The sequence below is a fragment of the Pseudoxanthomonas spadix genome (assembly GCF_003703395.1).
In the GTDB taxonomy this organism is placed as follows: Bacteria; Pseudomonadota; Gammaproteobacteria; order Xanthomonadales; family Xanthomonadaceae; genus Pseudoxanthomonas_A; species Pseudoxanthomonas_A spadix.
The window spans coordinates 489,666-509,783 of sequence record NZ_RDQN01000002.1 but is presented as its reverse complement, the minus strand read 5'-3'; the positions used below and the strand labels follow the sequence as shown (position 1 = coordinate 509,783).

Annotated in this window: 19 protein-coding genes; 8 read left to right on the top strand and 11 right to left on the bottom strand. The window is 67.1% G+C overall.

Annotated elements, in window-relative coordinates:
* Positions 1 to 46 precede the first annotated feature (46 nt).
* Genes D9R12_RS04960 through D9R12_RS04950 form a run of 3 tightly spaced genes read left to right on the top strand, consistent with a single transcriptional unit; the run spans position 47 to position 3,191 of the window.
* Positions 47 to 922, top strand: a complete 876-nt coding sequence (locus tag D9R12_RS04960) for an oxidoreductase (protein ID WP_122228683.1) — start codon at positions 47 to 49, stop codon at positions 920 to 922.
* A 50-nt stretch (positions 923 to 972) separates the two neighbouring features.
* On the top strand, positions 973 to 2,517 hold the full coding sequence (locus D9R12_RS04955; protein ID WP_170159145.1) for a carboxylesterase/lipase family protein: 1,545 nt from the start codon (positions 973 to 975) through the stop codon (positions 2,515 to 2,517).
* A 35-nt stretch (positions 2,518 to 2,552) separates the two neighbouring features.
* Positions 2,553 to 3,191, top strand: a complete 639-nt coding sequence (locus D9R12_RS04950; RefSeq protein WP_211327650.1) for an isochorismatase family protein — start codon at positions 2,553 to 2,555, stop codon at positions 3,189 to 3,191.
* A gap of 345 nt (positions 3,192 to 3,536) precedes the next feature.
* Here D9R12_RS04950 and D9R12_RS04945 read toward each other — a convergent pair whose 3' ends face one another.
* Positions 3,537 to 4,865 carry a zinc-binding metallopeptidase family protein gene (locus D9R12_RS04945; protein ID WP_122228677.1) on the bottom strand — a complete coding sequence of 443 codons (1,329 nt, stop codon included), beginning with the start codon at positions 4,863 to 4,865 and terminating at the stop codon, positions 3,537 to 3,539.
* Positions 4,866 to 6,164 carry an MFS transporter gene (locus tag D9R12_RS04940; RefSeq protein ID WP_210538909.1) on the bottom strand — a complete coding sequence of 433 codons (1,299 nt, stop codon included), beginning with the start codon at positions 6,162 to 6,164 and terminating at the stop codon, positions 4,866 to 4,868.
* Positions 6,165 to 7,202: 1,038 nt separating this feature from the next.
* Here D9R12_RS04940 and D9R12_RS04935 point away from each other — a divergent pair.
* The gene (locus D9R12_RS04935; protein WP_122228675.1) at positions 7,203 to 8,399 is read left to right on the top strand and encodes an aromatic ring-hydroxylating oxygenase subunit alpha; all 1,197 of its coding nucleotides are present in this window, start codon (positions 7,203 to 7,205) and stop codon (positions 8,397 to 8,399) included.
* Entirely contained in the window at positions 8,396 to 9,187 is a 792-nt protein-coding gene (gene ygiD, locus D9R12_RS04930; RefSeq protein ID WP_170159144.1) for a 4,5-DOPA-extradiol-dioxygenase, read from the top strand. The genes D9R12_RS04935 and ygiD overlap by 4 nt, the downstream gene beginning before the upstream one ends.
* Before the next feature lie 45 nt (positions 9,188 to 9,232).
* Here ygiD and D9R12_RS04925 read toward each other — a convergent pair whose 3' ends face one another.
* Together D9R12_RS04925 and D9R12_RS04920 are read right to left on the bottom strand one after the other, a co-directional pair.
* On the bottom strand, positions 9,233 to 9,901 hold the full coding sequence (locus D9R12_RS04925) for a cysteine hydrolase family protein (protein WP_210538912.1): 669 nt from the start codon (positions 9,899 to 9,901) through the stop codon (positions 9,233 to 9,235).
* Entirely contained in the window at positions 9,898 to 11,208 is a 1,311-nt protein-coding gene (locus D9R12_RS04920) for an LLM class flavin-dependent oxidoreductase (RefSeq protein ID WP_210538913.1), read from the bottom strand. The genes D9R12_RS04925 and D9R12_RS04920 overlap by 4 nt, the downstream gene beginning before the upstream one ends.
* A 69-nt stretch (positions 11,209 to 11,277) precedes the next feature.
* Between D9R12_RS04920 and D9R12_RS04915 the strand changes: the two genes are divergently transcribed.
* From D9R12_RS04915 to D9R12_RS04905, 3 genes are all read left to right on the top strand, one after another.
* Complete coding sequence (locus tag D9R12_RS04915) at positions 11,278 to 12,345, top strand: acetamidase/formamidase family protein (RefSeq protein ID WP_122228671.1); 1,068 nt, start codon at positions 11,278 to 11,280, stop codon at positions 12,343 to 12,345.
* A 192-nt stretch (positions 12,346 to 12,537) separates the two neighbouring features.
* Positions 12,538 to 13,137 (top strand): nitroreductase family protein, encoded by a 600-nt coding sequence (locus D9R12_RS04910; protein ID WP_122228669.1) that lies wholly within the window; start codon positions 12,538 to 12,540, stop codon positions 13,135 to 13,137.
* Between the two features lie 314 nt (positions 13,138 to 13,451).
* A complete protein-coding gene (locus tag D9R12_RS04905; protein WP_122228817.1) occupies positions 13,452 to 13,826 on the top strand; it encodes a DUF3742 family protein in 375 nt (124 codons plus the stop codon).
* Between the two features lie 11 nt (positions 13,827 to 13,837).
* Here D9R12_RS04905 and D9R12_RS04900 read toward each other — a convergent pair whose 3' ends face one another.
* The 7 genes from D9R12_RS04900 to D9R12_RS04870 all read right to left on the bottom strand — a co-directional run bounded on the left by D9R12_RS04900 (position 13,838) and on the right by D9R12_RS04870 (position 20,115).
* Positions 13,838 to 15,358: a conjugal transfer protein TraG N-terminal domain-containing protein gene (locus D9R12_RS04900; RefSeq protein ID WP_122228667.1), complete on the bottom strand. Its 1,521-nt coding sequence runs from the start codon at positions 15,356 to 15,358 to the stop codon at positions 13,838 to 13,840.
* Positions 15,359 to 15,372: 14 nt separating this feature from the next.
* Positions 15,373 to 15,726, bottom strand: coding sequence for a hypothetical protein (locus tag D9R12_RS04895; protein ID WP_122228665.1), 354 nt, complete (start codon positions 15,724 to 15,726; stop codon positions 15,373 to 15,375).
* On the bottom strand, positions 15,723 to 17,129 hold the full coding sequence (locus D9R12_RS04890) for an integrating conjugative element protein (RefSeq protein WP_122228663.1): 1,407 nt from the start codon (positions 17,127 to 17,129) through the stop codon (positions 15,723 to 15,725). Before D9R12_RS04890 ends, D9R12_RS04895 begins: the two co-directional genes overlap by 4 nt.
* A gap of 8 nt (positions 17,130 to 17,137) precedes the next feature.
* Positions 17,138 to 18,082: a TIGR03756 family integrating conjugative element protein gene (locus D9R12_RS04885; protein ID WP_122228661.1), complete on the bottom strand. Its 945-nt coding sequence runs from the start codon at positions 18,080 to 18,082 to the stop codon at positions 17,138 to 17,140.
* Positions 18,079 to 18,528 carry a TIGR03757 family integrating conjugative element protein gene (locus D9R12_RS04880; protein ID WP_122228659.1) on the bottom strand — a complete coding sequence of 150 codons (450 nt, stop codon included), beginning with the start codon at positions 18,526 to 18,528 and terminating at the stop codon, positions 18,079 to 18,081. Before D9R12_RS04880 ends, D9R12_RS04885 begins: the two co-directional genes overlap by 4 nt.
* Positions 18,529 to 18,681: 153 nt before the next feature.
* Positions 18,682 to 19,176 (bottom strand): RadC family protein, encoded by a 495-nt coding sequence (gene radC, locus D9R12_RS04875; RefSeq protein ID WP_122228656.1) that lies wholly within the window; start codon positions 19,174 to 19,176, stop codon positions 18,682 to 18,684.
* 195 nt (positions 19,177 to 19,371) lie between these two features.
* On the bottom strand, positions 19,372 to 20,115 hold the full coding sequence (locus D9R12_RS04870) for a DsbA family protein (RefSeq protein ID WP_122228653.1): 744 nt from the start codon (positions 20,113 to 20,115) through the stop codon (positions 19,372 to 19,374).
* Between the last annotated feature and the right edge of the window lie 3 nt (positions 20,116 to 20,118).

Below are 20,118 nucleotides of genomic sequence, written 5' to 3'. Positions count from 1 at the left end.
TGGCTTGCTTGCCGGGGGGCAGCTGCCATTTCCAAGGAGCACCAAAATGCCGAGCAATGAAACTGCATCGAGCAAGCAGGCGCGGGTCTGGCTGATCACCGGTGCCGGTTCCGGCCTGGGGCGCGCCCTGGTGGATGCGGTCCTGGCGCAGGGCGACTGCGTGGCCGGCACCGTGCGCCGTCCCGCCGATGCCCAGGTGCTGGAGGCGCTTGCGCCGGGCCGGGTGATGGTCGTGCGCCTGGACGTGACCGACGCGCCAGGCGTGCGGACCGCTGTCGCGGCGGTGGAAGCCCGGTTCGGCGGGCGCATCGACGTGCTGGTGAATAACGCCGGCTACGGCCTGGTGGCCGGCGTCGAGGAGGCCAGCCTGGCCGAGGTGCGCGCCCAGTTCGAGGTCAACGTGTTCGGCGCGCTGTCGATGATGCAGGCGGTGCTGCCGGCGATGCGCCGTCGTCGCGCCGGCACCATCGTCAACGTCACTTCAGTCTCCGGGTTGGTGGGCTGGCCAGGCCTGGGGATCTACTCGGGCAGCAAGTTCGCGCTGGAAGGCATCAGCGAGACGCTTGCGCAGGAGGTGGCCGGATTCGGCATTCGGGTGGTGATGGTGGAGCCCGGCGGGTTCCGCACCGATTTCGCCGGGCGCTCGCGTGCGCTGGCCGCGCAGCCCATCAACGACGACGGCTATCTGGACGGTGCGCTGGGCGCGTGCAAGCGCACCCTGGACGCGCATGCGGGCCATGAACGCGGCGACCCGGCGCGCGCCGCGCTGGCCATCTGCAAGGTGGTGGCCGCCGAGGCGGCCCCGTTGCGGCTGCTGCTGGGGGCCGATGCGCTGGGCTACGTGCTGGGCAAGCAGGCCCACCAGCAGGCCGAGCTGGCGCGCTGGTTGGAGGTGACGACCTCCACGGATTTCCCCGGATGAGCGCGCCGTGGCCATTCTTGAGGCCGGGCGCATTCGTCAGGCGCTTGTGGATGTGCCTGGCCTGTCTTGCGCTGGCGCCGGGCGTTTCCGCGCAGCAGGCGGCGCTTCATGTCGATGGCGGACTGCTGCAGGGCGTGGCACTGGACGCGCGGATCAGCGTCTACCGGGGGATTCCCTACGCCGCCGCGCCGGTGGGCGCGCTGCGCTGGCGACCACCGCAACCGGTCGTGCCGTGGAGGGGCGTGCGGGTGGCCAACCGCTTCGGCGACGACTGCCTGCAGATTCCCATGACCGATCCGCCAGGGCCGGGTTACGTGAACCAGCAGAGCGAGGACTGCCTGTTCCTCAACGTCTGGGCTCCGAACGCGTCCAGCGCCAGGCCGCGGCCGGTGATGGTCTGGATCCACGGCGGCGCCTGGTTGATGGGAGCCGGTTCGTGGCCGCTGTACGACGGCACGGCCTTCGCACGGCAGGGCATCGTGCTGGTCACGCTCAACTACCGGCTCGGCCGCTTCGGCGTGTTCCCGCACCCGGCGCTGGGCGAGGAAAGCCGGCGAAGCGGCGAGCCCTGGGCCGACTACGGGCTGATGGACCAGGTGGCGGCGCTGCGCTGGGTCCGCGACAACATCGCTGCCTTCGGCGGCGACCCGGGCACCGTGACGATCTTCGGCGAGTCGGCCGGCGGACGCTCGGTCAACATGCTGCTGACCTCGCAGCTGGCGCGCGGCCTGTTCCACAAGGCCATCGCCCAGTCCGGCGGCGGCCAGACCCGGCTGGAGAACGTTGTCGACCCGCTGCCCGGCGGTGGCTTGCCGGAAGTGGAATGCCGGGCGCGGGACTGGGCGCAGGCGCAGGGGGTGGCCAATGACGCCGATGCGGCAGCATTGCGCCGCCTGCCGGCCGACGTGGTGGCCAGGTTCGATCCGCGCGACCCGTTGCCGGAACCGGTGGTGGACGGCCAGGTGCTGCCGATGCAGGTGGACCTGGCCATGGCCAGGGGCCTGCACGCGCAGGTGCCATACCTGGCCGGTTCCAACAGCTACGAGCAGGGGCTTCTGCGCTGGATGCCCCGCGCCGTGCAGGCGCGCCTGCGCCAGGAGGAGGCTTTCGTCCCGCGCATCGAGGCCGCCTACGGCGCGCAGGGCCCGGCACGAGACACGGCGCTGGCGCAGTGGTGGGGCGAGGCCGGATTCAACGGGCCGGCGCGTGCCTTCGCCCGGGCCATGGCCGCCGCCGGCAACCCGGCCTGGCTGTACCGCTTCGCCTACGTGGCCCACGATGCACGCGGCACCTCGCCCGGCGCGGTCCACGGCGCCGAAGAGGGCATGGTCTTCCACAATGAGACCGCGCCGAACCGCTATGGCCACAGTGCCCGCGACAGCAAGATGGCCGCGTTGTTGAACGACTACTGGGCGCAGTTCGCGCGGACCGGCGATCCCAATCGCCCGGGCCTGCCGCCGTGGCCGCGGCTGACACCGGACAGCAATGCCCTGATGTGGTTCGGCAATGACGGCGCGCGTGCCAGGGACGAGCCGGCGGCGGCGCGACTGGATCTACTGGACGAGATTTTCCGCGAACGGTCGGCAGGCTGGTAGCGACCATGCACCGCATCGCGCTTCCGGAGTGGGCAGTGGCACGCGGCCGTCCCGTCCACGCGCTGAGTCAACTGGACCCGGCGCGCACCGCGTTCGTGGGCATCGACATGCAGTGCGCCTTCACGAGCGCCGGCCAGGTCTTCGCCAACCCGCACGCGCTGGACATCCTGGACAACGTCAACCGGTTGGCGCGTGCCTGCCGGGTGGCGGGGGGGAGCGTGTGGTGGACCCGGCAGACGGTGGACGACCACGACCCGCGCCACGCTGATCCGCACTGGCTGCGCCTGGCCGGCGACGCCTCGGTGGCGACGGCCAAGGCGGCGCTGCGCGCCGGTTCGGACGGCCACGCCCTGCACCCGGGCATCAAGGTGCGGCCGGGCGACGCAGTGATCGACAAGTTTCGCTACAGCGCCTTCCTGCCGGGGTTCTGCGACCTGCACACGCGGCTCCAGGAGACAGGTGTGGACACTCTGGTCATCGCCGGGACCCTGACCAATTGCTGCTGCGAGAGCAGCGCACGCGACGCCTTCATGCTCGGCTACCGGGTGCTTTTCGCGGCCGACGCCACCGCCGCGGTTAGCGACGAGGAGCACAACGCGGCGCTGCTGAACCTAGCGGTGATGTTCGCCGACGTGCGCCGCACCGATGACATCGTGGCGCTGCTGGCCCGGTAGGAGCAACTGTGTTGGGTGGGAGCCGCTTCAGCGGCGATGTGGCCTTACCGGGAAAGCCCTTCGCAGCTGAAGCGGCGTCTACGGCCGCATGGCTCGGGTTTGTCCCCTCTCCCCCCGCTTGCGGGGGAGAGGGCCGGGGTGAGGGGGAAAGGGGCGACGGCCATGCTGACGATGGCGCATCGACACCGGAGCCGGCTGCGGTTTGCTGGGCTTCGTTGGTTTCAAGCGAAAAGCCCCCTCATCTGCCCTACGGGCATCTTCTGCCCCGCAAGCGGGGGAGAAGGGGCGGTTCCTGAAAGACAGTTGCTCCTACCAGACGGACGACGGCATGCGCGCGGCCATGGCTCACGAGGCCTGCCCGGGGCGATGGCGACCGCACAGGGCCAACGCGGTCAGCGCGTACCACTGCGTGCACTGGATCATGTCCTCGATGCTCGGCAGCCAGCGCACCGGTCCCATGGTGACGGCGGGGATGCGATTCATGTTGAACACGTTGTGGTCGCGCCACATGCTGGAGAACACCGGGTGCCCCACCTGCACCGGGCCGCCGCGCACCTGCCGGTGGGCCAGGTCGATGGCCTGGCGCAAGGGTTGGACCGCCTGCGGATCGGCTTCGAAACCGGTGCGCACCGCGTAGGGCTCCACCTCGCAGTTGTCGATGCCGGCCGCACGCAGGACCTGCTTGAGTTCACGGTCCACCTGGCCCACTGTCTGGCGCGGCCCGGTGATGATTTCCAGGTACAGCGAGCAGGCTTCGCTGCTGGCGCCGATGGCCTGCGGGTTGCCGCCGCGGATCGCGCCGATCTGGACCTTGGGCACCACCGTGCCGCCGCCGGGACTGTGGTAGGTGTGCTCGGCTTCGTAGCGCTCGGCCCAGGCGGTCACCGCGGCCACGAGCTGGCCCATGCGCACGATGGGGTTGTCGCGCGGGGTCCGGGCGTGGTCCAGGATCGGGGTGAAGATCGCCTCCCCGTACAGGGTGATGCGATAGTAGCAGTAGCCGCAGGCGGCCCAGTTCAGGCCGAAATCGGTGCCCTCGGCGGCGATGGCGAAATCCGGCGCCACCCCGCCATGGGCCAGCATGTATGCCGCGCCCAGTTCGCGGCCGGTGTTGGCGATGCCCTCGTGGCCTTCGGTGGGCTCGGGCTCCGGGCCGATCTCGCCCGGGCAGGCGGTCAGGTACAGGGTGCCGTCCAGGGCGATGCCGGCGCGCTTGAGCGCGCTGGCCGCCAGCAGGAAGCAGGCCATCGGGCCGCGATCGTTGGCGACCGCGTAGCCATGGAAACGCTCGCCTTCCAGCCACGATTCCAGCCATTCACGCTTCTCCGCGCCACCGGGTCGGTAGGTGTGCCGGTCCACGGCCGAATAGAAGGGACTTTCGGTATCCAGGTGGCTGGTGAACAGCAGGCTGGGGCCGTCGCCATGCCCGCCATAGCGGCCGACCACGTTGAAGCGGTCCTCGACCAGGCCGACCTTGCGCGGGTCGAAGCCTTCCTCGCGCATCCAGGCGTGCACGTACTCGCCCGCTGCGCGCTCGCCACGCATCGGGCTGGGGATGTTGCACAGTTGCAGGATGCGCCGGACCAGCTCGTCGCGGTCGATGCTGCGCCGGATCGCCTCGCGCTCCTCGACCGTGACCTGGTGGCAGACAGCGAAGGGTGGCGCGGAGGTCATTCATTCCACTCCGGAGGCCAGGGGCATGCGCTGCGCGGCATCCGGCGTCGCCGGCCGCTCCCCGTGCTGATCCCACGCCTGCTCGCCGCGCGCCTGCGGCGCGCGCAGGAACAGCAAGGTCGAGACGGTGACCATGGCCAGCAACCCGGCGAAGACCACGTACAGCGGCGTGTAGCGGCCCAGATGGTCGGCGACCAGCCCGGCGGCCCACGGCCCGATCACCGCCACGGTGGTCATCATCGTGGCCATGGCCACCATCGTGCCGGAGATGGCGCTGCCGAAGTAGCGCAGGATCAACACGTGCGCGCATAGCCAGCTCAAGCCCCAGCCGATGCCAAACAGCAGCGCGAACACGAACGCGGCCCAGGCGGTAGGCACCGCCGCCAGCAGGACAAAGCCGGCGCACTGCAGGGCCAGACCCAGGATCAGCAGCCCCTTGGCATCCCGGCGCTCGGCGATGCGCCCGGCCACACCCTTGGTGATGGTGCCACTCAGGGCCAGCATGCTCATGGCCAGCGCGCCGGCGGTCTGGCTGGCGTCAACGAAGGTCAGCTGGGTCACCAGGGTCGAGTGCATGGTGGTCACCACCGTCTGCACCACCATCATCGCCAGGGCGATGACCACGAACTGCCGGCTGGTCAGCGCCTGGCGCACGGTCCAGGGCGCCGGCGCGGGCACGGGGCCCTGTGGTTCCAGCAAGGCGCCGACGTTGCGGACTTCCTCGACCGAGCGGATGCGCGCCACATCGCGCACGCAGGCCAGGCAGACCAGCGACAGCAGCACCGAGGCGCCGGCGATGATCTGCCAGTAGGTCTGCCAGTTGCCGCTCAGGGCGACGATGCCACGCACCGCCGGCGGGCCGACGACCCCGCCGAACGCACCGATCATGAAGTAGTAGCCCATCATCCGCGAACAGTGGCGCGGGAACCAGTTGGCCAGCAGGTACACCGCCGGGGCCGGCGCCAGCAGGGTGAAGCCCACGCCCATCAGGCAGGTGCTGAGGAAGAACAGGCCGATGCCCTGGGCCATCGATGCCAGCGCGAATCCCGCCGCCAGCACCAGCGCGCCAATGCACATGGTCCAGCGCGAACCGATCCACTTCATGGTCAAGGCCGGCAGCGGGCTGGACAGGCCGCAGGCCAAGCCCAGCAGCGAGAAGCTGAAACCGGCCGCCGCCTGCGACCAGTGCAGCTCGCCGACCATGGTGTAGAGCACAACCGCCAGCGAGGTGAATGTAGTGGCGGTCGCGAAAAAGAAAGCTAGCGAAACTGCCAGCATGATCGCATGCTTGCGCTGCATCTCAAGACTCCTGCGTAAGGCGTGGGGGCGCCGCCGGGCGGGCAGGCCAAGACACAGTGGCGCCAAGGCCGCTGTCCATCTTGACCTGCGGCGTCCTAAAAGTTGCTTGGGCTCGCGGCGCTGGATCCGGCCGGCCCGCCCCCGCGAAACTGGCTCGTCCTGGCCGATGCTGGTTGCGATCGGGACGGTATATGCGCGCAGGATCCGGGCTGTCGCGTTGCTCAAAATTTTCCGTCTCTATGCAGCGCGCGGCTTCCGACTGTGGTGGTTGGCGACGACCAGGCCGATGCCATGGCCATCAATGGCCATTGACATGACAACGCCGTCAAGAGGAATGTCTATTGCCACGTCGTCCACGCTTCGCGAGCCCGCGCATGCTCTGCACGGCCCCTTTACTTCCCCTTAGTCTCGGCGCTCGCTGTGCGCCAATTTTTTCAGGGGCGACACCATCACGCCAGTCGACATTCTGACCAGCCAGCGGGTGTGGCAGCCGGTGCATCCAAACCTGCGCATGCGCTACTTACGGCGCGCGGATGTTCTGAGCACGCTTTGGTCCACCTGGGACGCCAAGAAGCAGGTGCGCAATCGCGGCGGTAGCACCTTACGGCGGCCGGTACCGCCATGATGCCAGCCGTTCCACGATGTCATCAGCGGAAAGCCTTTCCTCATGCCTGGTCCGCCGGCGCGCATGGACTGCGGGAATGGTTGGCGTACTACTTCCGCATGCCGGCCTGCGGTCGGTGCCGTGCTGGATGGCCCGTTCGTGACGCACGTGGCACCCCTTCCCGGTTCACCGTCAGTGGCATCCGCTACGACGAGCCGGCGCTGGACGCGTTTGCTCTGGCCGCAAAGAACCGGTAGCCGCTTGATCCGCCGGCCCACGAACCTGGGCGGCCGCGGAGGGGCGACACGCTCTAGTGCGCCTGCGGTCAATCTGGCCGGCGGTGTTTTGCCCTACGATCAAAAGTGAAGTGCGCGAGCGACCAGCGCATGCATCCGCCGCCACACACACACGAACATGTCAAGCCGGAGTCCCGCATGAGAAACGGTTTTCGTAACGATGCATTCTTCGACAGCATGGAGAGCTCGATCTTGCCGGTGGAGATGGCCGAGTCGCTGCCGCCGCTGTGCTACACCGACCGGGATTTCTACGAGTTCGAGAAGGAAGCGCTGTTCAACCACGAGTGGCTGTGCGTGGGTCGCGAATCCTGGGCGTCCAGGCCGGGAGACTACTTCACCACCGCCATCGTCGACGAGCCGATCGTGGTGGTGCGCGACCGCAGCGGGCAGCTGCGCGCCATGTCCTCGGTGTGCCAGCACCGGGCCATGCTGGTCGCCGAAGGATCTGGCAACGCTCGAACCTTCACCTGTCCATACCATCATTGGGTCTACGGCCTAGACGGTAGCCTGCGCGGCGCCCCGGCGATGGAGCGCACGTGCCAATTCCAGAAGGAGAGCATCCGCCTGCCCAGCTTCCGCCTGGAGACCTGGCAGGGCTTCATCTTCATCAATTTCGACGACAAAGCTGCTCCCCTGGCGCCGCGCCTGAAGCACCTGGACACGGTGCTGGCCGGCTACGACATCGCCAGCGCCGAAGGCCCGGCGCCGGAGATCGGCACCGCCTATCCGTTCAACTGGAAGGTGATGTTCGAGAACAACAACGACGGTTACCACGCAAACCGCCTGCACCACGGCGAGTTCCACGACTACGTGCCCAGCGAGCTTGCTTGGTTCCCCGACGATTTGCCGGCCGACACCGCAGGCTACTACCGGCTCAACGGCACCTTGCACCGCGACGCCAGCTTTAATCCCACCCAGCGCGCGCTGATGCCGGTGTTCCCGGGGCTGTCGGAGGAAGAGCGCGACCGCATGGCCTTTGCCAACGTGCCGCCGACTCTGTCGTTGGTGCTTACCGCCGATGCGGTGATCTACTTGATGCTGCGCGCAGACGGACCCGAGAGCCATAAGCTGGACTTGGGCCTCCTGTTCGCCCCCGGGGCAATGCAAGATCCGGAGTTCGAACGCAAGATGGAGCAGATCATGAAGCGTGCCCTGCAGATCAACAGCCAGGACGTGCACGTGGACGAACTGGTGCAGGTAGGCATGCGCTCGCGCTTCGCCCCGCGTGGGCGCTATTCTTGGCAGGAGGGCGCGCAGCGCCAGTTCAACACTTGGCTGGTGCCGCGCTACCGCGCTTGCTGGGAGCGCATGAAGCGGTCCGCGGCGGCGGCATGAGCCAGCCGCCGCGCATGCCGATGGTGTTCTTCGGCCACGGCAGCCCGATGAACGCGCTGGAGGACAGTCCGCTGACCCGGGTCTGGCGGGTGCTGGGGCGCGAACTGCCGCGGCCCAGGGCGATCCTCTGCGTGTCGGCGCACTGGCTGACGCGCGGTACCGCGGTGACCTCCACCGAGGCGCCGAAGACCATCCACGACTTCGGCGCGTTCCCACAAGCCTTGTTCGACGTGCGCTACCCGGCGCCGGGCAGCCCGGCGCTGGCCGCGCGGGTCGCCGAACTGCTGGCGCCGCGACCGGTGTTCGCCGACCCGGGGCAGTGGGGGCTGGACCACGGCACCTGGTCGGTGCTCGTGCATGCATATCCCGACGCATCGGTACCGGTGGTGCAGCTGAGCATGGACGCCGGCATCACCCCAGGCGAGCGCTTCGCCATCGGCCAGCAGCTGGCGCCGCTGCGCGAGGAAGGCGTGCTGATGGTCGGCACCGGCAATGTTGTCCACAACCTGTCGCGGATGAACTGGTCGGCCGTCGATGCCCCGGCCTACCCGTGGGCGCAGCGCTTCCATGACTACATCGGCGCTGCCGTGCGCCAGGACCGGCCGCAGGCCGTGATCGACTTCGAATCGCAGGGCGAGGACGCGCGCCTGTCGGCGCCCACCCCCGATCACTTCTGGCCACTGCTGTACGTGCTGGGCGCGCGTGCGGCCGGCGAGCCGGTGCGGTTCGAGAACGACTTCATCCAGCATGCTTCGCTGGGAATGACCTCGATGGTGTTCGGCGGGTGAGGCGAGTCTGGACACGCCATGACGAGGCGCGTTCCGCGCAGGCTCCTACGACCAGGCTTCGATCACCGCCGCGGTATCCACCAGCAGGGCGCAGTTCCTGGCCAGCGCGTCGAGCGAGGACAGGTGCAGGCGCGGGTCGTAGGCGCCGGTGGCATCGGCCACCACGAACACGTTGAAGTCCCGGTGGAAAGCGTCGCGGACGGTGGAATCGACACAGCATTCGGTGGAGAAACCGCAGACCACCAGTGTATCAATGCCGCGCTCGTGCAATTGTCGTTCGAAATCAGTGCCATGGAAGCTGGAATACAGCAGCTTGCTGATTTCGATGTCTCCCGCAGCCGGCGCGATGCGGTAGTAGTCCACGCCGGGCGTGCCGGACCTGCACAGGTCCAGCGCTTCGGAGGGCATGCCCTGGCGTTCGTAGAACAGGCGCAGCGCGCGGCTGTCGGTGGCCCGCTCGGTAACGACCCGGACCATGGCCACGGTGACATTGGCGATGCGCGCCGCGCCGATCAACTGCTGGATACGTGACAGCGGCGCCTGCAGCGGCGCCATGTCCACACCGGCCCGGCCCAGGACGCCATCGGCGGCGACGAAATCGTGCTGCACGTCGATCGCGACGAGCGCGGTATGGGCCGGCTCCAGCATGGGGCGCAGGCGCCCGGAATCGACCAGCGGCGCCGGCCAGGCGGGCGTGTCCGGGGCCGTGCTCATTGCGCGTGCCCGTGGGGGAAACGCTCGCGGATGCGCGGCAGAATACCCTGCGCGAACAACGGGATGCCGCGCAGATAGTCGGGGAAGATCAGCATTAGGCCATCCAGATCGCAATCATCGAGGATCTTCATCAGGTGGGCACCGACGGACTCCGTCGAGCCGGCCACATATTCGCTGATGAAGCCGCTGCGGGCCTTGCGGGTGAAGGCGTTCTCCTTGCCCACTTCGGCATCCAGGACGCCGTAGGCGCGCATCACGCCGCGGAATGCGCCTTCGTCGAAACCCTCGCGGTAGTGCTCGACCATGGCCTGGGCCTGCTCGTCGGTGTCGGCGATGACCAAGTTGATCATGGTGTAGGTCTTGATCTTGCGGCCCGAGGCAACTGCCATCTCCTTGACCATCTGGCTCTTCTTGGCCAGATCGTTTAGATCGCTGGCGCCAAGGAAGATCGCGTCCATGTGGTCAATAGTGAACTGCATGCCCTTGGGCGAGGTCCCGGCACAGACTAGGAACGGCCGCGGCCGTGAGATCGGCTTGGGGTCGGACTGACAATCATCCATGTGGAAGTACCGGCCGTCGAAGTGCACCGCTGGCTCGCTCCACAGCCGCTTGATCACCTCGACCCACTCCGCGCCTAAATCATAGCGGGCATCATGGCCGATTTCGTCACGCCAAGCGCCCATCTGCGCGAACTCGTCCTTGTAGGAGCCGGTGACCACGTTAAGGCCGGCGCGGCCCTGACTGATGTGGTCCAGTGTGGTGATCATCTTGGCGGTCACTGCCGGGTTCTGCAGCAGCGTGTGCACCGTAGCCCACACCTTGACCCGGCTGGTGACGGTGGCCAGCGAGGCCATCAGCATCTGCGACTCCAGTGAATAGCGCCAGTGCTCGGTCACCCCGCCGTAGCCGCGCCACTTGGCCATGGCCATGATGAAGTCCAGCCCGTGCTGCTCGGCGAGCTCGGCGACCTTGCGGTTGTAGGCGTAGGAGCCGTCCAGGGTCGGGGTGTTGGTGGAGATGATCCAGCCGCCGTTGGCCATCGGCATGAACACGCCCAGGTCTTTACCGCCGCGGTCCGACGGCAGGCCGAAGTCGATGGCCGGGGAGAGTGTGTGTTCGATCATGGCAGGCCGTATCCGGATGAAATTGTCCGCCAGGATGCGGACTGCGGCGGGCGTCGGCTTGAGCACCGGCGTCAAATCTGTTGATCGCCCACGGTGCAGATCCCCAGCCGGCGGAGCCACGCCCGTCCAACTATTGATGCGTGGCTGAGCAAGATCGCCGCAATCGCCAGTGGGCAGACTCATTGGCACTGAGGGGCGGGCGTCGGATTTCCCTTTCGTCCCGGCACCGAATCCGAATCCAAGGAGCCAACGTTGAGTAGCACACTGGCAAGCCCCACGGACACCACGCTCCCCGGTGCCCTGCACAAGCTGGAAGCCACCCCTGAGAACGTACACTGGGGCTATTTCGACGCGAGCATCGCGCCGGCGCTTCGGGTCAGGAGCGGTGACCTGATCCAGGCCGAGGCCATCACCCACCACGCTGGCGACGCGCCGGAGCTGATGATGGACGAGAAGATCACCCGGATCTTCCGCGAGATCGACCCCAGCGACCGCAGCCCCGGCGTGCACATCATGACCGGGCCGATCTACGTTAAAGGGGCCAGGCCTGGCGACATGCTTGAGGTGCGCTACTTGCAGATGGAACCGCGGGTGCGCTATGGCTCCAACCTGGCGGCCCACTGGGGCTACCTGTATAAGGAGTTCAGCGAGCAGGAGCGGGTCACCATCTACCAGATCGACTCCAACTCGCAGAACGCCTTTGCCCTCTACGCCTACGATTTCGAGGGCAAGTACGAGATACCTGGCACGATCACGGAGTGCCCAAGATGCAAGCGCCAGAGGGCCCTGGACGGGGTGCGCATCCCGGTGCGCCCGCACCTGGGCACCGCCGGGGTGGCGCCGGATACCAAGGGCCGGGTCAGCACCATCCCGCCGGGCGCACACGGCGGCAACATCGACAACTGGCGCATCGGTGCCGGCAGCACTATGTTCTACCCGGTGCAGGTAGACGGCGCGCTGTTCTCCATCGGCGACCCGCACATCTCCCAGGGCGACGGCGAACTCAGCGGCACGGCGATCGAGTCTTCGCTCAACGTGCTGTTCCAGGTAATCTTGCGCAAGGATTTCCAGTTCCCCTCGCCGCTGCTGGAGGCGCCGGACTGCTGGATCGTCCACGGCTTCGACGATGACCTGAACGTAGCCATGCGCAGCGCCTCGCTAGACATGCTGCAGCTGCTGACCGAGGAGCAGAACCTCTCGCGCAATGACGCCTATTCGCTAATGAGCGTGGCCGCCGACTTCGGCGTGACTCAGGTGGTCGACGGCCGCCAGGGTATCCACGTGCGCATTCCGCGTGGGGTGTTTCCCCCGAAGACGTAGGCCACGCGGGAGCAGCTGCCTGCTCCAACGTAGCATCCGCCTTGTAGAGGGCGGAGTTTGCTCCGCTGGGGCTTTCACTGCGACCTGGCTGGAAAGCAGCGGGAGCAAGCTCCGCTCTACAGGTAGATGGGAGTCCCTGTTCCACGGCGGCTCGGCATATCAACTTTCACAACCCCACACGGGATCCACCACATGAGCAACCAAGCCCTCCAGGTCCTGAGCAAGCGCCGCACCCAGTACGCGCTAGGGCGCAATGTCCAAGCCAGCAAGGAGGAAGTGACTTGGCTGATCAAGGAGGCCATCCGCCAAGCACCTTCGTCGTTCAATTCGCAGAGCTCACGCGCGGTACTGCTGTTCGGCGCACAGAGCGAGAAGTTCTGGTCGCTGACCAAGGAAGCCCTGCGGGCGATGGTGCCGGCGGATCAGTTCGCCTCCACCGAGGCCAAGATGGACGGCTTCGCCGCCGGGGTCGGCACTGTGCTGTTCTACGAGGACCAGGAAGTTATCAAGAGCCTGCAGCAAACCTATCCGCTGTATGCCGACGCGTTCCCGGGGTTCTCGGCGCACTCGGCCGGTATGGCCCAGTACGCGGTGTGGACGGTGCTGGCCGACGCCGGCATCGGCGCCAGCCTGCAGCACTACAGCCAGGTAATCGAGGCTGCCGCGGCCGGTGCGTGGAACGTGCCGGCCTCATGGGTGGCCACCGCGCAGATGCCGTTCGGCTCCAACGAGGCTCCCATCGGCGAGAAAAGCTTCATTGACGACACTACCCGGTTCATCGTTGCTGGCTGATAGGACTGGCCCAGGCATCCGCACGGCTCGGCCCTTGGCCAGCAGCCATACGCTGCGCGACATGCTGAACCACTAAGGCGCCGGCGGCGGGCGCAAGCACGGGCGATGCTGATGCGGCGAATGGGTATCGAGACGATCTCTCGAAAGCCAAACAGCAACCTCCGCCACCGGAAGCCCAGGCTTCCCGCGCTCGCGGCTGGAGGATCGTGCCAGTCAGGTCCGTGAAAGCTATGCTACCCACTCGGACGGTGAAACGCCCTGAAACGTAAAATCACGTCTGCCCGATGAGGTCGTGAACTCAGGTGGTAGTCATCATGAAACCCGTTGTGCAAACCAACTTCGCGAAAATCCTGGGCCGGAAGGCGGGTTGGGCATGGCGAGGTTGCGTGGGTTTGGATCGCCTGGCGAATGGATGGCTGGTGGCTCAAGGATGGACGCCGAACGTTGCCAAGGTCGTTCTCGCGGTACTCAAGCTCGCGGCGCTCGGGATACTGCTCTATGTCGCGTTCTGGCTGGCGTTGCTGATTGGCGGCATCTTGGCTGCGGCTTGGATCGCAAGGCAAGACAACACGGAAAGCGATCCCGATTTTCTCGGTCGCAAGGCAGAGGAGCGCGATCATCGCGAAGGTCTGTTCTATCACCCAACGATGCACAACGACGGTTCAGACCCGCGGTTTGAAGACGACTGATGTACGGCAAGCTACTTTTTGGCAGCGCTGATCACTAAATTCGATCCCTTGCCACCTGCTTGCCCCGCGTCCCTGGTCCCGTTTGCCAAACCTTGAAGCATGCCGCCAGCACGAACACCTACCCAGCCCAGTGCGGTAACCCACAAGCTCGGCAGTACGAGGAACATTGTCGCTATGACGAAGTTCAGCAGCATGTCCCCGAAGGCGTTGTTCAGGCCGATCAGGGGATCGAAGTTTGTGTGCGGCCTGTCGGCGCCAAACCCCCAGCCGTAGAGCGCGTCCAGGATCGTGCTGTCGATCCAGCGCGCGAGCTGGAACCAGAAGTCAACGAAGAACAGCGCGAACTGGACGCAGCTCACCGTCACCACCGTCTTCAGGTCGTAGGTGCCGATCAGCAGCACCAGCGGGATGCAGATGACCAGCGCCATCTTGAGCAGTGACAGCACCATCGGCAGCGCCTGGCGCACCACGTCCATCGCCGGAAAGAAGCCCAGCGAGCCGACGGTCAGCCCCAGGTCGCCCGCGCCGCGCGTGACGATGTTCGGCAGCGTCTTCTCGATCTGCCCGCCGTAGTCGGTGTAGACGGCGCCCTGGTTCATCTTCTGCTGTCGCGGCGAGATCACGGCGCGGATCACCGAGTCATTGACCTCGCTCTGCGACAGGAAGCCCGCCCAGTGCCCGATGCGGGTCAGCAAGTCCGGGTCGACCTGTGCCAGCAGCCGGCTGCGCAGTCCCTGGCCGCCATCGGCCCACCACTGTCGGCAGGACGGATAGCCGCCGCCACTGTCCACCTGTGCCAGTCCGGCATCGCGGGTTGCGTCGTAGGGCCAAGCCGCGCGCGGCGTGCGGGAGTGGTAGGTGTCATAGAAGCCGGGCGTATCGAGGAAGTAACTCGACCCGATCCAGGTGACGTCGTTCATCTGCTCGTCGGAGAGCGTCGGCCGGTTCATGAACAGCTTGGCACGCGACGGCCCATAGCAGTCGTGCGTGAAATCGGCGACCTCCTGTGCCAGCACCGGATCGTCGATGCGCGTGGCATCCACATCCATGCGCATCTGACGTAGGTCCGTGCCGCAGGGAATCGCCGCCGCCGCGGCGCCAGTGACCGCCTTCGAGATGGCATGCATGAAGAACCACCACACCGGCACCAGCGCGCTCTGGTTGTCGAGCATGGTGTAGGCGTTGGCCCAGCCCGTGTCGTTGGGCAGCGGGACGTTGACCTGGCATTGCGCGGAGCGTGTGGTGTCGAACTTGATCGTGGCGAGATCCACCGGGATGAACGGGATGCCGGCGAACATGATGACCACGATCGCCACCCACACCCGGTTCTCGATGCGCATCGACGAAAGCACGCCTTTGTTGCCCTCGTCCGCACCTTCGCTGCGGGCCTTGAGCCATTCCTGGATCACGATGGCCACGAACGGCAGCGCGAACACGCCGCTGGCCACGAGGATGCTCCAGATGCCGTTGTTGACGACCCAAGCCACCAGGGTCAGGTAATACTCCAGGTAGTCCGTGGTGTAGAGCGTCATGCCTGCCCCCGGTCTCAGCCGTGCCGCGACAGTTGGCTGGCTTCCAGCACGACCACGGCAATCACGGCCGCGACCTCCGTGCGCAGCAGGCGCTGATGCGTCTCGCGTGACGGCTCCCGCCGCAACAGGCGCCGACGCATCCACCACCAGCCGTAAGCCGTCGCTCCGTAGAGGCACAGCCGCCACACGAGGAAGTGGCCGGCGTGCGCCTGCAGCCAGTGCTGCCAGCCCTCGACGCCGCCGACCACGTGGATGCCCGCGATGTTCACTACCGCCGCGGCGGCCACCACCAGCAAGATCCACAGCAGCGCCACGCCGACGCGGCGGTTGAACAGCCATGGCAGCCGCAGCCAGGCCAGCCGGCTCATGGCGTACCGCTCCGCGGCTTCTGGACTTCCCGCAGACGGTCGCGCGTGGTGTCGCCCTCGAAGACGCCGCGCGAACCGGCCGCGCGGGTGCTGTGGCGCTGGATGATCGCCATCGCCGAGTTTCCGGCCAGCGTGCGGCGCAGCTCCAGTTCGGTCTTGAGGTTGTTGATCTCCTGCTCCAGCGCGCTGTTCTCCTGGTCGACCGCCCGCACGGCCAGTTCGTTGGCGGCGACGTTCGGCTCCTTCTTGCCGGTCAGCAACGTACGTTGCAGCAGCAGAGCCTTCTCCAACACGCTGGACAGCGCCGCCTCCGATGCCAGGCGCTTGCCGAGCACGTCCTGGTCGGGTTCGTCACGCAGGGCCTCGATCACGCCGCGGGTGATCGGCAGCGAGTTGCTGCCGGCTGCGTCGAGATTGGTCGGCGTCGTCGACCGGGTGCCCGTCACCAGCTCCTGCAGCACCTGCAGCTTGGTCTCGTACTCTTCCTGGATCACTGGCGTGAGCCCGACGCCGGGCGTGGTCTGGGTTTTCGTGCAGTTCTCGCAGGTGCGTTGCTCGCGTTCGCCCAGCACGCGGTTCGCAAAGGCCGCGGCCGCGCCAGGCGACGACCATGTCTGGCAGGTCAGGCGGTTGCCGCAGGCGCTGCGAGCGATCGATGAGGTATCGGTGACGCTGCGCCCGTTGAGCAGGTTATAGCCCGCGCGTGTCACGTCGCCGACCACCTTGATCGAACTCTGGCCAGAGCCACCCGCATTGCCGCCGCCGACCCAGGGCACGCCGTTGTTCCCTTTGTTGGACTCGGCCTGCTCGATGGCGGAGACGGCATCGGTGCTGCTGACCGCATCCCGCAGCGCCATCCCCTCGGCGAGCTGGTCCCAGCCGGCCTGGCCGCCGGCCATGTCCGCCATCCGATTGGCGATGGCCCGGCAGGTCATCTTCGAGCGGTCGAAGTCCAGGCGCGCCTGCAGGATGCCGTTGGTCAGCAGGTTGTAGAGCCCGGGATCGGCGCGCTGGATGATCAGCGCCGGGAGCGAGGCCACGGCGCTGGTGGCGTTCTGGATCACGTTGCTCATGATCGTCTGGAAGCCGTTGCTGATGCCGTTGAGCTGATTCTGCAGCGTCGTGGTGATGCTCATGTCGCCGCAGATCAGGTTGCTGTTCCAGCCGACCCCCACGCCGATGCTCTGCATGTTGCCGGCACCGCCCATCGACACGGCCCGGCCGCCGCCGATGCTGTAGAGCACGTCGTCGCCGATCACGCTGCCGCCGACGTTCACGCCATTGGGGTCGATGCGCGTCTGCGCCCAGGCGACGCCGAAGGCCAGCGTGATGGCCACCACGAGCAGCGCGGCTCGCAGGTGCGGCTTCGCGCGGCGCAGGAAGCCAGGGAGGGAGGCGTTCATCGGGTTCCTCACATGAAATCGACGCTGCCGAGGAAGACCTCGCCACGGCGCTGGCAGCAGGAGTACGGTCGCCACAAGACCCAGGCGTAGTCGCCTTGCTGGGCCTGCACGCGGGTGCGGCTGTGCGGGAAGACCACGCAACTGTTCGAGAGCGTGGGCGTCAGCTCCTGCCACTTGCCCGTCGAGGCGTCGGTCTCCATCAGCGCGCCGGCTGGCCAGTAGCCGTCGCGGGCGTTGGCCAGCAGCGGCTGGTACACATGAATCTGGTTGCGGCGCGTCACGATGTCGCCCGCGCGCTGCGCGACCACGGCGCCGCTCTTGTGGTCGTCGGTCTGGTGCAGGAAGCCACCGCGGGGATACACGTTGCCCCAGAGGTTCAGGCCGGTGCGCGTACCGATTTCGCGCCGGCCGGGGATGAGTGCTTCGGGGTAGAACGCTTCCGGGATGTTGTAGCGCCAGGCGATCGTGTCGAGGGTGCTCAGCAAATACGGCATGAAGGCCGTGCCGGCGCCCTCGCAGGTGTAGCCGGAGGCGCTGGCGAACTTGCTGAACACCTTCCCGGCCGGATGGCCGATGACATCGGCGTTCTTGAACTTGGCGAGGTTGTTCTCGTTGTCGTGATTGGTCGTGCCGTCACCGCCAGCCTTGGCGGTCTGGTTGGGCACGCTCATCGCCCTGACTTCCTGCCACGGGTTTTCTCCAGTGTTCGAGTAGCTCGATACCACCGCATCGGGGACGTAGTGGCGCACCTTGACGGAGGTGCGAACCGAGCAGCCAAAGGGCGTGCAGGACAGCCAGTAGCAGATTCCGACCACCCGGTATTGGAGGCAGTCGGGCGACAGGGCCGAGGAGACGATGGTGGCGGTGTCCAGGGCGAACGTCGACGTGGCCGCGCCCAGCAGCAGCGAGGCGATGGTGGCGCGCAGGCGCCGGGATGCCAGCAGGGGGCTCATGGCCGGGCGCTCCGGTAGGCATCGATGCGCGCGACGGCGCGGGGCACGTCGGGCTCGCCGTAGACCACGTAGCTTCGATCGACCACCACGGCGGGAATCTTGGCGATGCCCAGCCCCCAAGCATCCGCGACACCTTGGTAGGCCTGGCCGATGCGGCGCTGCAGGGCCTGGCCGCCGTCATGCAACCGCTGCCGCACCAGGGCCGCGGCCTGTTGCGGGTCGGCCGGCAGGTGCGCGGCGAGTTCGAGCTCGATGCGCGTGGCTTGGTCCAGCTCGATGACCCGCACGCCGGCCGGAGCCTGCACCGGATGATGGCCGTCGGTGACCACGAGCACATCGGCGGCGGCCGCGATGGGAGCGAGCAGTGCGGCGCACAGCCCAGCGGTCAGCCTGGCAGTCAGGAAGTGCCGCGAGGCAGCAGGAAGGTCGAGGGAATGAGCCGGCATGTCGCGCCTCCGCAGAGTCGATGCAAGCTCGTAGTCGAGTGCAACGCAGATCAGGAAACGACAAAGAAACCGAAACCAGTCAGTCCCGATTTCCTGCGGATCGGTGAAAAAGGAACGGGAGCCAAGGGCTCCCGTGGTGATGAATTGAGTGCGCTACAGCAAGCCGGCTTCGGCGAACGAGTACGGGCTGCCCTTGCCGACGATGAAGTGATCCAGTACCCGGACATCGACGGTGGCCAGGGCGCTCTTCAGCCGCTCGGTGATCGCACGATCAGCGGCCGAGGGCTCGGTGTTCCCCGAGGGGTGCTGATGCGCCAGGATCAGCGCCGAAGCGTTGAGCGCCAGCGCACGCTGGACCACCACCCTCGGATACACCGAAGTCTGGTCGACCGTGCCCTTGAACAGCGGCTCAAAGGCGAGCACCTGGTGCTGGCTGTCGAGAAACACGACGGCGAAGATTTCGTTCGGCTCCGCGACCAGTTTCAGGCGCAGGTAGTCGCGCACGGCGGCGGGACTGCCCAGCGCTGGACCGGTCTTGAACACGCGGTTCTCCAGCAGAGTGATGGCCTGCCGGATGATCCAGTCTTCGTGCTGGGCGGCGATCAGGGTGAGCGCCTCCGGGTGGGAGTCGGCGATGACGACAGACATGACGAACCTCCAATGGATGAGATCGGAGGGCGCCTGCCCCTGGAGGACAAACCCTCCTGGGGACGATGGGGATGGAACAGGTGACGAGCGGGCATCCACCACCGCGGATGCAGTGGCTGTTCGCGTCAAGGGATGCGATGCGAACGGGTTTCGATCAACGCGGACGAGCCGCGCCGCAGCCTTGAAGATCGATGGCTACCTGGGCATGTCACCGGCGACGCCGGCGGGCATGTCTGGGGAATGTGCGGGTTCGGCTGCGGTCGTGCTGCCGGCGGCGAGCAGGTCGATGGCCGACAGCAAGGCATCGCCTTCGACGGGACCGTGCAGCAGCAGGGTCTTGCCGGACTGGTGGTCGCGCAGTTGCAGCGTCGGCGTTGCCGCGATGCCCTGCTGTGCCGCTTCCGCCGCGTGGGAACGGATGATGGCGTCGGGGCGATCGCTGTCGAGACAATCCTGCACGGCAGGCGTGAGGTCGGGATAGCGCAGGCCCTCCGGCAGGCCCTGGCCGTCGCCACGAGTGTGCGCGTAGAGCCATGCCACCGCCTGCCAGAACGAGGCATGTCCGCCCGTCTCGCCCGCGCATTCGGCCAGGCGTGCCTCGGCAGTCGCGGCCGGCTCGTGCATGGACAGCGGCAGGTGGTGCCATTGCCAGTTCACCTCGGGATGGGCGTCGATCCAACGCTTGAGCACAGGGAAGTAGGCGCGGCAGTACGGACACTCCAGGTCGGCGTACCCGACCACCGTGAAGCGCGCATCGGCACGGCCATGCAGCCAGGGCGGGCCGGCCGGTTTCGATGCTTCGGACCCGGCGACGGCCAGGGATACGGGCTCGGTTGCCGGATGCGGTACGCGCAGCAGCATCCACGAGGCCACCGCAATCGTCATCACGATCAGCAGACCGATCCAGGGTTGAGGGCGGGCGAATGAAGGCATGCGCATCGA